Annotated in this window: 13 protein-coding genes; 12 read left to right on the forward strand and 1 reads right to left on the reverse strand. The window is 63.0% G+C overall.

The features are described from left to right. The first annotated feature begins 6 nt into the window (after window positions 1–6). From ABZN20_RS01395 to queG, 8 genes are all read left to right on the forward strand, one after another. Complete coding sequence (locus tag ABZN20_RS01395) at window positions 7–270, forward strand: PAS domain-containing protein (protein WP_367027599.1); 264 nt, start codon at window positions 7–9, stop codon at window positions 268–270. A gap of 72 nt (window positions 271–342) precedes the next feature. Beyond that, on the forward strand, window positions 343–858 hold the full coding sequence (locus ABZN20_RS01400; protein WP_367025613.1) for a helix-turn-helix domain-containing protein: 516 nt from the start codon (window positions 343–345) through the stop codon (window positions 856–858). 26 nt (window positions 859–884) lie between these two features. Further along, on the forward strand, window positions 885–1277 hold the full coding sequence (locus ABZN20_RS01405) for a transposase family protein (RefSeq protein ID WP_367025614.1): 393 nt from the start codon (window positions 885–887) through the stop codon (window positions 1275–1277). 66 nt (window positions 1278–1343) lie between these two features. Then, a complete protein-coding gene (locus tag ABZN20_RS01410) occupies window positions 1344–2495 on the forward strand; it encodes a two-component system sensor histidine kinase NtrB (RefSeq protein ID WP_367026548.1) in 1152 nt (383 codons plus the stop codon). A 221-nt stretch (window positions 2496–2716) separates the two neighbouring features. Beyond that, window positions 2717–3139 carry a VOC family protein gene (locus tag ABZN20_RS01415; RefSeq protein ID WP_218806364.1) on the forward strand — a complete coding sequence of 141 codons (423 nt, stop codon included), beginning with the start codon at window positions 2717–2719 and terminating at the stop codon, window positions 3137–3139. Between the two features lie 17 nt (window positions 3140–3156). After that, window positions 3157–3597 (forward strand): YciI family protein, encoded by a 441-nt coding sequence (locus ABZN20_RS01420; RefSeq protein WP_367026549.1) that lies wholly within the window; start codon window positions 3157–3159, stop codon window positions 3595–3597. Between the two features lie 24 nt (window positions 3598–3621). Further along, complete coding sequence (locus tag ABZN20_RS01425) at window positions 3622–4008, forward strand: SRPBCC family protein (protein ID WP_367026550.1); 387 nt, start codon at window positions 3622–3624, stop codon at window positions 4006–4008. 138 nt (window positions 4009–4146) lie between these two features. Next, window positions 4147–5292 carry a tRNA epoxyqueuosine(34) reductase QueG gene (queG, locus tag ABZN20_RS01430; RefSeq protein ID WP_367026551.1) on the forward strand — a complete coding sequence of 382 codons (1146 nt, stop codon included), beginning with the start codon at window positions 4147–4149 and terminating at the stop codon, window positions 5290–5292. On the opposite strand, the gene ABZN20_RS01435 is transcribed toward queG, so the two are convergent. After that, window positions 5283–5897, reverse strand: coding sequence for a glutathione S-transferase family protein (locus ABZN20_RS01435; RefSeq protein ID WP_423246424.1), 615 nt, complete (start codon window positions 5895–5897; stop codon window positions 5283–5285). The two genes, queG and ABZN20_RS01435, sit on opposite strands and share 10 nt — an antisense overlap. Window positions 5898–6150: 253 nt before the next feature. Here ABZN20_RS01435 and ABZN20_RS01440 point away from each other — a divergent pair, with 253 nt between their 5' ends. The 4 genes from ABZN20_RS01440 (at window position 6151) to ABZN20_RS01455 (ending at window position 13479) form a co-directional block, all read left to right on the forward strand. Continuing rightward, the gene (locus ABZN20_RS01440; RefSeq protein WP_367026553.1) at window positions 6151–7215 is read left to right on the forward strand and encodes a DUF2760 domain-containing protein; all 1065 of its coding nucleotides are present in this window, start codon (window positions 6151–6153) and stop codon (window positions 7213–7215) included. Beyond that, the gene (locus tag ABZN20_RS01445) at window positions 7212–9167 is read left to right on the forward strand and encodes an Hsp70 family protein (RefSeq protein WP_367026554.1); all 1956 of its coding nucleotides are present in this window, start codon (window positions 7212–7214) and stop codon (window positions 9165–9167) included. The genes ABZN20_RS01440 and ABZN20_RS01445 overlap by 4 nt, the downstream gene beginning before the upstream one ends. A gap of 56 nt (window positions 9168–9223) precedes the next feature. Beyond that, window positions 9224–11962, forward strand: a complete 2739-nt coding sequence (locus tag ABZN20_RS01450; protein WP_367026555.1) for an Hsp70 family protein — start codon at window positions 9224–9226, stop codon at window positions 11960–11962. A gap of 158 nt (window positions 11963–12120) precedes the next feature. Further along, window positions 12121–13479 carry a V-type ATP synthase subunit B gene (locus tag ABZN20_RS01455; RefSeq protein WP_367026556.1) on the forward strand — a complete coding sequence of 453 codons (1359 nt, stop codon included), beginning with the start codon at window positions 12121–12123 and terminating at the stop codon, window positions 13477–13479. Window positions 13480–13489 lie beyond the last annotated feature (10 nt).

A 13489-nucleotide genomic window follows, 5' to 3' on the forward strand; every position in this document is an offset into this window, starting at 1 on the left:
TACGCGATGCTGGTTGATGCTATCCCATCCTCCGTGCTGCTGGTCGATCGAGAATTCCGTATCTTGTCCACCAATCGGAATTTCCTTGAAAGGAGCAGGCGTTCTTCTGCCGATACACTCGGTCGAAAACTTCACGACGTCTTTCCGCCTGGGATTCTGGATCACACCAATATTCTGTTCAGGATACAGCAGGCCTTTTCCACCAATGTGTCCAGTCATGGGGAAAGAATCACCTATCGCGCACCGGGTCTGCCAATGCGGTTTTATTAGAGTTGCTTCCGTTGAAATAAATGGATTTGTTGTGGTATAAAACAATTAACAACAATCGAATGATGTCAGCCAATGATTTTTGAAAAGTTCATGGAAGAAACCAGTGAGCGTACCGTCAGAGCCCTGATCGGAATGAGTAAGGCGCAATTCGCCAAGCTTTGCCCTATCTTTGAGGAGGCTCATGCGGAGATTCAGCAAGAACGCGTTCAGCAAGGCGAAATAAAACGGGTACCCAAAGGTGGCCATGTGGGCTATCTCGATCGGATAGATAAGAAGCTGTTCTTCATTTTGCATTACCTCAAGACCTACTGTACCTTCGATGTCCTGGGCTTTCATTTTGGCTTCAGCTCGGGACACGCGCATCGCCATGTGGCGCAACTTCTGCCCGTGTTACGGCGCAGCCTGGCGAAACTTGATCTGCTGCCCGAGCGGGAGCTGACGACCCCGGGAGAGATGATGAAGCTGATTGAAAAACATGGAGATATCATCATTGACGGGGTGGAATGCAGTTGCGTCAGGCCGCAGGATGACGATCAGCAGAAAGCCCACTATAGCGGTAAAAAAAACGCCATACGGTTAAAACCCTAGTCATTTCGACCCTGGCACGGCAAATTTTGTTCGTTGGAAGTATCGTGGCCGGCAGTGTTCATGATTATGCGCTGATGAAGCGATGGTTCGATCCTGCCTTATCATGGTTTGACGGTGCCGATGTCTGGTTGGATTTGGGGTTCTTGGGGGCCGCTTCCGATTATGGGAATAAAGCCAGAATTCACCTGCCTCATAAGAAACCCAGAGCCTCCAAGAACAATCCTCATCCCGCGTTGGCAGATCAACAAAGGCGCGAGAACAAAAAGCAAGCGCGAACTCGCATCTCCGTCGAACACTCCATTGGAGGAATGAAGACCTTTCATTGCTTGATGCATCGCATTAGAAACCGACTCAGTCTATTCATAGATAGCTTTTTCGGGCTTGGCGCTGGCCTTTGGAATCTAAAAATTTCTTTGTAATCATGCGGTTATCATCGGAAACAACTCTATTATTATCGCATCGTGCCGTTCATGTGGGATGGGAGCGTGGAAAGTGTCCTGCTCTTGCTGGACGACGTTACCGAGCAGGTGCTCTTGAGCGAAGAGGTGCGGCGCGTGGAACGCCACTTGGCTAGCGTCGTGGAAAGTGCGCGCGACATAGTTCTCTCGGTGACGATCGATGGTCGAATACTGACCTGGAATACCGCAGCTGAGCAGCTTTCCGGATATTCCTTGCAGGAAGTCCGAGACCGCCATTTCATTGAATATTGCGCCTCGCAGCATAGGATAGAGGTCGAGGTGGCATTCGAAACGCTAAAGGCGGGACGATCCATCCGTTCCCAAATAGGTGAATGGCATTTGATAACCAGGACTGGAGCGGCGCTTCCAGTTTCCTGGGTCTGCTCGCCGATGCGTACCGACGGCGGCGAAACCACCGGTATCGTTGCAGTAGGGAGAGATCTCACCGAATACAGGAAGCTGGAAATGCAGTTGGTCCAGTCTCAGAAGCTTGCCGCACTGGGGGTCATGGCTGGCGGTATTGCACACGAAATAAGAAATCCCTTGGCGATTTGTTATTCGGCAGCCCAGTTCCTCATGGAAGACGATATTACGGACGAATTTCGCCGGGAGTGTGTCGAAGATATCCGCACTGGAATAAACAAGACCTCGGTCATCATCGAGAATTTGTTGCGTTTTGCCCGCCCCACTACCCGAACGGATCTGGCTCCGATCGACCTGGTACCGGTTATTGAGGAAACGCTTCAGTTGATAATCAACCAAGCCAAGGTTCAAGGTATTGCGCTTCATTGGGAAATTCCTCCATCACCCGTCTTGGTCAAAGGCATAGCCAACCTGATTCAACAAGTACTGATTAACATCTTGTTGAATGCCATCAATGCCATGCCTGATGGCGGTACGATGAAGTTGCGACTGGAACAGGATGCCCGGGATATTCGTATCAGGGTTACAGATACGGGTTGCGGTATACCGGAGTCGGACATCGACAAAATTTTCGATCCTTTTTATACCACTTCGGCGGCAGGAAAAGGTACAGGCCTCGGTCTGTCGATTTGCTACTCCATTGTGAAGGAACATGGAGGAAAAATCGATGTCCAGAGTGCCATCGACGGAGGTAGCGAGTTTACCGTATACCTCCCGCGATTGGACGCTGCAGGATATATGTCATCATCTAAATAATAAGAGGTTCACTCGGCCATGTAGAGAAACCCCATTATCGGCGCGGGTTGGCAGCGTCGAGGTGCGGCCGGTCGGGGCCTTGAATCCGTAACGAAAAAAAATTCGCGGCCCCTGTCGATTGCCGTGTACGTCATTCGACTGTTCAGTGAGACCTGTGCGAGCAGCATGCCGGCAGGTCCGACTTCGTCGGGATCGACCCACCATCAGAGGAGAACATCGTCATGCAAATTCAGCCCTATCTGTTTTTCGACGGACGCTGCGACGAGGCGCTCGAGTTTTACCGGTCGGCACTGGGCGCCGAGATGATCATGCTCATGCGTTTCAAGGAGAGTCCAGAGCCGCCGCAATGCGCGCTTCCCGAGGGAGGCGAAGACAAGGTGATGCACGCGAGCTTCCGCGTCGGTGACAGCGTCATTCTGGCATCCGACGGCCGCTGCGGCGGACAGCCCAGCTTCCAGGGATTTGCGCTGACGCTGACGGTGGCGGACGAAAACGAGGCCGATCGCCTGTTCGCCGCCCTGGCCGAGGGCGGCCAGGTACAGATGCCTCTGGCGAAGACCTTCTTTTCCCCCCGGTTCGGCATGGTCATCGACCGCTTCGGCGTATGCTGGATGGTCCTCGCCGAATGCAGCGAGCCGGCGTAGCCGAGAGGAGAAGACCGATGCGATTCATGATCATCGTCAAAGCCACGAAGGATTCCGAGGCGGGGGTGATGCCTCCGGAAAATCTCCTTGCCGAAATGGCGAGCTACCACGAGGAACTGCAGAAAGCCGGGATGCTGCTCGAAGGCTCCGGCCTGCAACCGAGCGCGAAAGGCTGGCGCATCCGGTACTCGGGCGACAAGCGCTCGGTGGTCGACGGTCCGTTTGCCGAAACCAAGGAACTGATCGCCGGCTACACGCTCATCCAGGCGAAATCGAGGGAAGAAGCGATGGAATGGACGCGGCGCTTTCCCAATCCAACCATCGACGGCGTCGAATGCGAGATCGAAGTTCGCCAGTTGTTCGAGCTGGAAGACTTCGCCCCCGGTGAGGCGATCGAGCGGCTCCGGGAACTCGACGTCTGTTTCGAAAAACAGCCGCCGGACGCCTCGGCCGTTTGATTTCGATATCGACTGGAGTCACTCATGCGTCAAGTTCGTGGTCTTGCTCCTTGCCCTGCTCATCTATGCATCGACCAGACCCGATACGTTTCAAGTCCAGCGGACTATCCGCATCAACACGCCACCCAAAAAATATTCCCGTTCATCGACGATCTGCACGCCTGGCTGGACTGGTCGCCTTACGAGAAGAAGGATCCGGAAATGAAAAGGACGTTCGGCGGTCCGGCCGCTGGCGTCGGGGCAAGGTATGCCAGGGACGGCAGCAGGGGAATCGGCGCGGGCAGCATGGAGATCACCGAATCTCAGCCGTCGTCCAGGGTGGTCATGAAACGGGATTCCGCCCGTCCATTCGCAGTTCACAATATCGTGGAATTTTCGCCGGAGCCTGAAGGTGAACCACCACGGAGGTAACCTGGGCCATGTACGGCCCCATGCCGTTTCTATCGAAGCTGATGACGGTATTTTTCAGCATGGACAAGATGATCCGTGTTGCATGGCATTTTTTTCAATAGACGTTAGAGTCTTATCCGAAGTTGGAGCGACCTCTGTATGTGTCAAGGGTGGTTTCTTCCGGCATCCCATGCCGATGTCCCATTCCCCGGTTTCACGGCGCTGAAGGAACGCATCCGCGAATGGGGCAGGGCGCAGGGCTTTCAGCAAGTGGGCTTCGCAGGCGTCGACCTGGGCGGACACGAAGCCCGGTTGCTCGAATGGCTGGCGGCGGGTTTTCATGGCGAAATGGACTACATGGCCCGGCACGGGCTGAAGCGCAGCCGTCCCGCGGAGCTGGAGCCCGGCACGCTGTCGGTCATCAGCGTGCGGATGGACTATCTGCCCGAACCTGTGCGCGACATGAAAGAGGCGCTGGCGGACCCGGCCGCCGCCTACGTGTCGCGTTACGCGCTGGGGCGGGATTACCACAAGCTCGTGCGCGGCCGTCTGCAGAGGCTGGCGGAGACCATCGCCCGGCACGCCGGGCCGTTCGGCTACCGGGCCTATACCGACAGCGCGCCGGTGCTGGAAAAGGCGCTGGCGGAGAACGCCGGACTCGGCTGGATCGGCAAGCACACCAATCTCATCAACCGCGAGGCCGGGTCCTGGTTCTTCCTCGGCGAAATCTACACGGACCTGCCGCTGCCTCCGGACCGGCCGGCCACCAATCACTGCGGCCAGTGCCGGGCTTGCATCGACGTCTGTCCGACCCAGGCCATCGTCGCCCCCTACCGGCTCGACGCCCGCCGTTGCGTCTCCTACCTCACCATCGAACTCAAGGGATCGATTCCGGAGGCGCTGCGCCCCGGCATCGGCAACCGCATCTACGGCTGCGATGACTGCCAGATGGTCTGTCCGTGGAACCGCTTCGCGCGGATGACGGAGGAAGCCGACTTTCTGCCCCGCCAGGGCTTCGATCGTGCCTTGTTGCTGGAGTTCTTCGCCTGGGATGAGGCCGAATTCCTGCGCCGCACGGAAGGGTCGGCCATTCGCCGCATCGGCCATGAGCGCTGGCTGCGCAACGTGGCGGTGGCCATCGGCAACGCGCCGCCCCATCCGAACCTGGCGGATGCCTTGCGGCAGCGGCTCGACGATGCATCCGCGTTGGTGCGCGAGCACGTCGCGTGGGCCTTGGAGCGGCAAACGAAGCCAGGCTCGGCCTTGTTCACAGGTGCCGGCGGGGCTGTGTCATTTCAGCGGTAGCCCTCCTCCCGGAGTACCCGCTGCACCGCGGGGCGCTGGAGCATTCGCCGGTAGTGCGCCAGGCAGTGCCCGGGCAGCTCGAACTCGAGCCTGTCGGCCCAGAATTCGACGTAGAACAGCGCGGCATCGGCGATCGAGAAACTCCCGGCCACGTACTCTCTCCCGGCCAGGACTTGATTCACGATCGCGAATCCCTTGTCGACGATCTCCCGGCCGTGCGCCCGGACGGCCTCGTGGTCGGCTGCGCTGGGTGTGAAGCTCTCGGTGGTGAATATCCGGGCGAAGCCGTGTCCGTGCAGGGTGCCGACCACATAGGCCAGCGTTTCGATCACGCTGGCCGCACCGTCGGGGTCTTCCGGCAGGAGCTTGGCTCTGGGGTAGGCCAGGGCCAACCAGAAGGCGATGGCCTGGAATTCGGTCAGCGCGGTGCCGTCGTCGCGCACCAGCGTCGGTATGGTGGACTTGGGATTGATCGCGAGGTACTCCGGCTTGCGGTGGTCGCCCGCCGGCAGGTTCACGATGTAGGCCTCGAAGGGGATGTCCAGTTCTTCCAGCAGGATGTGGATGCCAGTCGAGCAGGAGCCGGGGGTCATGTAGAGTTTCATCGGTTGCGGTTCGCGAAGTCGGATTCTCGAAAGCCTAACGAGCTCCGGGCGTCGGGCAAGCTCCCATGGGGGAAACGGCCTGTTCGCCGATCCGCCGCCTTTCCCGGCTCCACCCGTACGCTTGTAATGCCGCTGCGGCAACCTCATATCGGCCCAGGGCATGAGAAGCGCGTCAACATGGCGTAAAATCGCACCTCCCCCGTTGCCGATGATTAGAAGAATATTGAGAACCACACGATTGCATAGCCGATGCGTGGCAGGCGCCGTGCTCCTGGCGGCACTGGGCGCGCCGGCGCTCCTCCGGGCGGAGGGCGAGTGGCAACCGACGACACTGTCCGAGGCGACCCTGGCCAAGGTGCACGAGGCGGCCAAGGCGTACCAGGATTGCCTGAACGAAGAATTCCGCGCTCACGTCGGCGAAGCCGTCGATTCCCGTCTTCAGACCGACCGGATTCTGCATACTTGCGAAAACCGGCTGACCCCGATGAAAGCCGCGTTCGATGCCGAGAAAGTGCCCGATTCGATCAGCGGGCGCTACATGCGTTCGCACCGCACGCGCGGCGCCCGGGACCTCGTCCGGCTGCTGATGTCGGCCCAGGCCGCACGTGCGGCGGATGCCGAGTCCGAATCGAATCCGCCGGCGACGGCCGATCCACCCTCCCTCAATCCTCACCCCCCAGAAGGGAAAGCCATGGAAATTGATCTGAATCTGATTCCCGCGAAGCTGGACGCGGTGCATGCCGGCCTGGCCGCCATAGTGGTGGCCTTGCTGCTGGTGCAAATCATCCTGCTGTCGGTGGCGGTGATCGCCCTGTTGCGGCGGAAGCCCGAGCCCGCCGTGACGGTTCAGGCTGCGCCGGCGGCGGTTGCTCCCGCCCCCGAGCCCGTGAAAGCGCCGGAGCCGGTCGTGAAGAAGGAAACCGTGGTGCTGAAGGAAGCCACGCCCGACGCGGCGCTCCAGCTCCTGGCCCTGTTGCAGAAGGAAGCGCGCTTCGTCGACTTCGTGCAGGAAAACGTGGCGCAGTATTCCGACGCCGAGATCGGCGCGGCGGCGCGGGTGGTGCACGAGGGCTGCCGCAAGGTGATCGGCCAGTCCTTCGACCTGGCGCCGGTGCGCACCGAGACCGAAGGCAGCCGTCTGACGCTCCCGAAGGGCTTCGACGCCGCCAGCGTGCGGCTGGCCGGCAACATCGTGGGCGAGCCGCCCTTCACCGGCACCCTGGTCCACCGCGGCTGGAAGGTGGAAAACATCCGCCTGCCCAAGGTCGCGGAGGGCCACGACAGCCGCATCATCGCCCAAGCCGAGGTGGAACTGTGAGCGAGACCCGCTATTCGGTCGGCATCGACCTCGGCACCACCAACAGCGTGGTGGCCTATGTGGACCTGAGCGGCTGCGACGGCGAAAAAGCGCCGCTGGAAGTCCTCGAAATCCCCCAGCTCACCGCGCCGGGTACGGTCGGCGACAAGAAGCAACTGCCGTCCTTCCTGTATCAGGCCCACGAGGCCGAACTGGCGCCGGGTGACGTCGTCCTGCCCTGGGACGAACACCCCGAAGCCATCACCGGCGACCTGGCCCGCCAGCTCGGCTCCAAGACCCCGATCCGTCTGGTCGCCAGCGCCAAGAGCTGGCTGTGCCACAGTGGCGTGGACTGCCGCGCGCCTATCCTGCCGGTCCAGGCGCCGGAAGAGGTGAAGCGGGTCTCGCCCCTGCAGGCTTCGGTCGCCTACCTGCGCCACATGCGCGATGCCTGGAACGCGCGTCATCCCGAATATCCCTTGAGCGAGCAGGACCTGACCATCACGGTGCCGGCTTCGTTCGACCCGGCGGCGCGCGAACTGACGGTGGAGGCGGCCCATGCCCTCGGGCTGCGTCAGGCCATCCTGCTGGAGGAGCCCCAGTCGGCGCTGTACAGTTGGATCCAGACCAGCGGCGGCGGCTGGCGCGAACAGGTCAAGCCGGGCGACGTCATCCTGGTGGTCGACGTGGGCGGCGGCACCACCGACCTCTCGTTGATCGCGGTCACCGAATCCGATGGCAACCTGGAACTCAACCGCGTCGCCATCGGCGATCACATTCTGCTGGGCGGCGACAACATGGATCTGGCGCTGGCCTACGGCCTCAAGCTGAAGCTGGAAGCCGAAGGCCGGAAGCTCGAGGCCTGGCAGGTGCAGGCCCTGATGCACGGCTGCCGGGACGCCAAGGAATCGCTGCTGTCCGATCCGGATGTCTCCGAAGTGGCGGTGGTGGTGCCGAGCCGCGGTTCCTCGCTCATCGGCGGGACGCTGCGCACCGAGCTGACCAAGGACGAAGTCAACCGTACCCTGATCGAGGGCTTCTTCCCCAAGGTCTCGATTGAAGAGAAGCCTTTGGTCCAGGCCCGCACCGGCCTGACCACGATTGGTCTGCCCTATGCCAAGGACGCCCGCATCACCTGCCATCTTGCCGGCTTCCTGAGCAAGCAGGTGAACGCGGCCGCCGAGCTGGAAGGTTTCGCGGCGGCCGAGGGCGCGCGCTTCATCCATCCCACCGCGTTGCTGCTGAACGGCGGCGTGTTCAAGTCCGAAGCGCTGGAACGGCGGCTGCTGGAGGTGCTGAACGGTTGGCTGGAGGCCGACGGCGCGCCTGCGGCGCGTCTGCTGCACGGGGCCGATCTGGATCTGGCCGTGGCCCGGGGCGCGGCTTATTACGGCTACGTGCGCAAGGGCCAGGGTGTGCGCATCCGCGGCGGCACGGCGGCGGCCTATTACGTCGGCGTGGAGAGTGCCATGCCGGCGGTGCCCGGCTTCCCTGCCCCGCTGCAGGCGTTGTGTATCGCGCCGTTCGGCATGGAGGAGGGCACCGAGGCCGAGCTGCCGCCGGAGGAGTTCGGGCTGGTGGTGGGCGAGCCGGTGCGCTTCCGTTTCTTCGCCTCGACCCTGCGCCGCGAGGATCTGGTCGGCACCCGGATGGAGGATTGGCGCGAGGACGAGATCGAGGAGCTGGACGAAATCGAGGTGACCCTGCCGGTCGAAGGTCACCAGCCCGGCGAGGTGGTGCCGGTCCGGCTGGCGGCGCGGGTGACCGAGGTCGGCACGCTCCAGCTCGAAGCCGTGGCGCGGGACAGCGGCGAGCGCTGGAAGGTCGAGTTCGAGGTGCGCAGCGGCGAGAAGCCGGCGGAAGCCTTCGGCGAGGCGGTTCCCGAAGCGCCTTATCTCGGCACCGCCGATCCGGAACCGGAAGCCGGAGACGAATCGGCCGAAAGGAAGCCGTTCTGGTCCTTCAACAAATAGATCTTGACCGAAGGGGCGGCGGCCGGCCCCGCTCCTCTTCGGCGGCTGATTTCCGCATGTCTTCCGCTGCGCCACGCTACGTCGTAGGCATCGACCTCGGCACCACGCACACCGTCGTCGCCTACGCCGACGGCGGCGATCCGTCGCGGATCGAGTTGTTTCCGCTGGAGCAGCTCGTCGCGCCGGGACAGATTGCCGAACGGCCGCTGCTGCCCTCGGTGCGCTACCACCCGGCGGCGGGCGAACTCGCCGAAGCGGACAACGCCTTGCCCTGGCCGGTAGAGGAAATGGCGCCGGGCTGCCGCCCGGTGATCGGTGAGCTGGCCCGCCAGCTCGGCAGCCGCAGCCGGGGCCGGCTGGTCGCCAGCGCCAAGAGCTGGCTGTGTCACTCGGGCGTCGACCGCACGGCCGACATTCTGCCCTGGGGCGCGCCGGACGAGGTGCCCAAGGTTTCGCCGGTCGAGGCATCGGCGAGTTTCCTGCGGCACGTGCGGTGTGCCTGGAACCGGCACTTCCCGGAGCATCCGCTGGAAGCGCAGGAGCTCGTCGTCACCATCCCCGCATCGTTCGACGACGCGGCCCGTGCCCTGACGGTCGAGGCGGCGCGCCGGGCGGGCCTTCCGAACGTCCGCCTGCTCGAAGAACCGCAGGCGGCCTGCTACGACTTCCTGTGGACCCATCGCGGCCGTCTGACCGAGACACTGGAGGGCGTGAGCCTCCTGCTGGTCTGCGACGTCGGCGGCGGCACCACCGATTTCACCCTCATCCGTGTCGTTGCCGGCGGGCCGGAACCCAGGCTCGAACGTATTGCCGTCGGCAATCATCTGATGCTGGGCGGGGACAACATCGACCTCACCCTGGCGCACCGGTTGGAGCCGCGTCTGACCGGGGCCGAGCGCAGCCTCTCCGCCACCGATCTGATCCTGCTGGCCGAACAGTGCCGGCGGGCCAAGGAGACGCTGCTGGCGGCGCAGGGACCGGAGTCCGTGACCGTCACCCTGCTCGGCAAGGGCGGCGGTCTGATCGGCGGGGCCCGCTCGGTCGAGCTGGGACGGAACGAAGCGCTCGAGGTCGTGCTGGACGGATTCTTCCCGCGGGTCGGGGCGGATGCGGTGCCGGAGCGGCGCAGCGGCGTGGTCGAGTTCGGCCTGCCATATGCGTCCGATCCGGCGATCACCCGCCATGCCGCGGCGTTCCTGGCCCGGCACCGGAACGATGCCGGCGGAGCCGCGCCGGACGCGCTGCTGCTGAACGGGGGCGCATTCCACAGCCCGGTGATCGCCGGGCGGATGGCGGAAGTCGTCGGTTCCTGGTCCGGACGGGCGCCGGCGATGCTGCGGAACCCGCGCCCCGACCAGGCCGTCGCCTTCGGTGCCGTGGCCTTTGGGCTGGCGCGGCGGGGGCTCGCCGTGCAGAAGATCGGCGGCGGCTCGGCCCGGGCCTATTATCTGCTGGTCGGCGACGGCAAGGATGAGGTCCGCCGCGGCGTCTGCATTCTGCCGCGTGGTGCCGCCGAGGGCCAGGAATGGAACGTGGAACAGCGGAATTTCCTGCTGAGCGTCGGCCGGCCGGTACGGTTCCACGTGTATTTCTCCACCGCCGACTCGGCCCACGGTCCAGGTGACTTGGCGGTATTGGACGAGGCCGGGTTCGGCGAGCTGCCGCCGCTGGCGGTGGCCTTCGAGGCGGAGGAGAAGGGCGACGTCGAGGTGCGCCTCGCCGCGCGGCTCACCGAGATCGGCACGCTGAAGCTGCAATGCGTGTCGGTCGCCGACCCGAAAGAGCGCTGGGACCTCGAGTTGCAACTCCGTTCGGGAGGCGCGAAGCCGGCGGTGCCCGCGAGTCTGCATCCGCGCGCCGCGGAAGCGGTGGGTCACATCGGGCTGATCTTCGGCAAGAAAGCCAAGCAGCTCGATCCCAAGGCCGTCAAAGCGCTCCGCAGCGATCTCGAAAGGATTTTGGGCAAGCGCGAGGACTGGGATACCGCGCTGTGCCGCGAACTGTACGCGGCCCTGCTCGAAGGCGCCCCGCATCGCCGCCGCTCGCCCGATCACGAGCGGCTCTGGCTGAGCCTGGCCGGCTATTGCCTGCGGCCCGGCTTCGGCGCGCCACTGGACGATTGGCGGGTAGGGCAAGCCTGGAATCTGTATTCGCAGGGCTTGCAGTTCGTGAACGAGGCGCAGAACTGGTCCGAATGGTGGATATTGTGGCGGCGCATCGCCGGGGGGCTGGAGGCAGCGGCGCAACAGCACATCTTCGCCGACATCGCCGGCTTCATCGATCCGGTCCGGGCGCGGCGGGGCAATGCCGAAGCGCTGGCCAGGAAGCGCGGCTTCGAGGACATGCTGCGGCTGGCGGCGTCAATGGAGCGCCTGTCGTCCGGCGACAAAGCCCTGCTGGGCGGCTGGCTCATCCAGCGCCTGGACAAGGCGCCCGATTCGGCGGAGCTCTGGTGGGCCTTGGGCCGCGTCGGCGCGCGTGCGCCGTTCCATGGCAGCGCCCACAATCTCGTCGACCGCGAAGTAGCCGAAGGCTGGGTGGAGATGGCCCTGCGGCGGGACTGGAAGAAACAGAGCTTCGTCGCTTTCGCCGCGACCCTGCTGGCGCGTCTGACCGGAGACCGCGAGCGCGACCTCGACACCGCCTTGCGGAACCGGGTCGCGGAAAAACTGGCGGCCTCCCGCTCGCCGGAATCGTGGCTGGAACTGGTGACCGAGGTCAGGGTGCTGGATGCGGCGGACGAGAAGCGCATTTTCGGCGAGGGTCTGCCACCCGGCTTGCGGCTGGTCGATTAGGAGTAGGTCGCGTAGCGAAACGTTGGTCTCCCCCAGGAAATTCGTCGGGTCTAAGACGAGAACTCTGGACACAGCCTTTGGCCGTTTCTCGTCGGCCCGTCATACAATGGTCATGGCAGACTCCTAGCATCCTGGAAGAATCCTGATGAGGTGTGACGATGGCCCTGAGTCTGGTCCGTTTCAAGAAGATCCTTTCCATCGTGGGCGACATCATCAAGATCGAGGTGCCCGCCATCGGTGAGGCCGGCCTTGGTGCGGTCGAGGTTCGCTTAGGTGACCTCGCCATGATCGAAGATACCGCAGCGCTTCGCTCCGTGGCCCAAGTGATCCGGATAGAGCAAGAACAGGTGTCGCTACAGGTCTTCTCCGGAACCAGGGGGTTTTCCACCCAGGCTTCGGTCCATTTCCTCGGACACCCCATGCGCGTGACTTATTCCTCGAACCTCCTGGGCCGTGTGTTCTCGGGGACGGGGGAGCCTCTCGACGGCAACTCCCGGTTGGAGTTCGATCCCAAGGTACCGATCGGCGTCGCATCGGTGAACCCCTTGAGGCGGACCGTGCCCGCCCGCATGATCCGCACCAACGTGCCGATGATCGACCTGTTCAACTGCCTGGTCGAGAGCCAGAAGATCCCGATCTTCTCGATCCCCGGAGAACCCTACAACGCCTTTCTCGCGCGCATTGGTATCCAGGCTGACGCCGACCTGGTAGTGTTCGCCGGTTTGGGGCTGCTCTTCGACGATTACCACTTCTTCCGCAAAACCTTCGAGGATGCCGGGGTATTCGGCCGCACCGTGATGTTTTGCAACCTGGCCACGGCGCCCATCGTCGAGCGCCTCATCACCCCGGACCTCGCCCTGACGGTGGCCGAGCGCTTCGCCGTCGAGCACGGCAAACGGGTCCTGGTCCTTCTGACCGACATGACCACTTATGCCGACGCCATGAAGGAGATCGGCGTGGCTCTGGAACGGGTACCGGCGAACCGCGGCTATGGCGGCGACCTCTACTCGCAACTGGCGCGCCGTTACGAAAAGGCCTGCCATTTCAGCGGCGCCGGATCGGTCACCATACTCGCGGTGACGACCATGCCGGGCAACGACGTGACCCATCCAGTGCCCGACAACACCGGCTACATCACCGAGGGCCAATTCTATCTGCACGGCGGCATGCTGGACCCCTTCGGCTCCCTGTCGCGGCTCAAGCAGCACGTGATCGGCAAGGTCACCCGCGAAGACCACGCCGCCTTGGCCAACACCATGATCCGCCTGTACGCGGCGGCGGTTTCGGCGGAGCAAAAGCAGGCCATGGCCTTCGACCTGTCGCCCTTCGACCTGAGGCTGCTCGAATTCGGCGAGTCGTTCCGGCGGCGGTTCATGGACATCAACGTGTCGATGCCGCTCGAAGAGGCACTGGATTTGGGCTGGCAAACCCTGGCAGAGTGTTTTTCGCCCGAGGAACTGGTCATCAAACAATCGCTGATCGACAAGTATTTCCCGCGAGCGGCGGAGGCCGGATAGCGTGCGAAGA

Origin of the sequence: Methylococcus sp. ANG, assembly GCF_040730495.1 — a bacterium.
GTDB lineage: Bacteria > Pseudomonadota > Gammaproteobacteria > Methylococcales > Methylococcaceae > Methylococcus.

Coding starts and splice junctions, on each gene's coding strand:
- ABZN20_RS01395 (WP_367027599.1), top strand. CDS start 7: ATGCTGGTTGATGCTATCCCATCCTCCGTGCTGCTGGTCGATCGAGAA.
- ABZN20_RS01400 (WP_367025613.1), top strand. CDS start 343: ATGATTTTTGAAAAGTTCATGGAAGAAACCAGTGAGCGTACCGTCAGA.
- ABZN20_RS01415 (WP_218806364.1), top strand. CDS start 2,717: ATGCAAATTCAGCCCTATCTGTTTTTCGACGGACGCTGCGACGAGGCG.
- ABZN20_RS01420 (WP_367026549.1), top strand. CDS start 3,157: ATGCGATTCATGATCATCGTCAAAGCCACGAAGGATTCCGAGGCGGGG.
- ABZN20_RS01425 (WP_367026550.1), top strand. CDS start 3,622: ATGCGTCAAGTTCGTGGTCTTGCTCCTTGCCCTGCTCATCTATGCATC.
- queG (WP_367026551.1), top strand. CDS start 4,147: ATGTGTCAAGGGTGGTTTCTTCCGGCATCCCATGCCGATGTCCCATTC.
- ABZN20_RS01435 (WP_423246424.1), bottom strand. CDS start 5,897: ATGAAACTCTACATGACCCCCGGCTCCTGCTCGACTGGCATCCACATC.
- ABZN20_RS01450 (WP_367026555.1), top strand. CDS start 9,224: ATGTCTTCCGCTGCGCCACGCTACGTCGTAGGCATCGACCTCGGCACC.
- ABZN20_RS01455 (WP_367026556.1), top strand. CDS start 12,121: ATGGCCCTGAGTCTGGTCCGTTTCAAGAAGATCCTTTCCATCGTGGGC.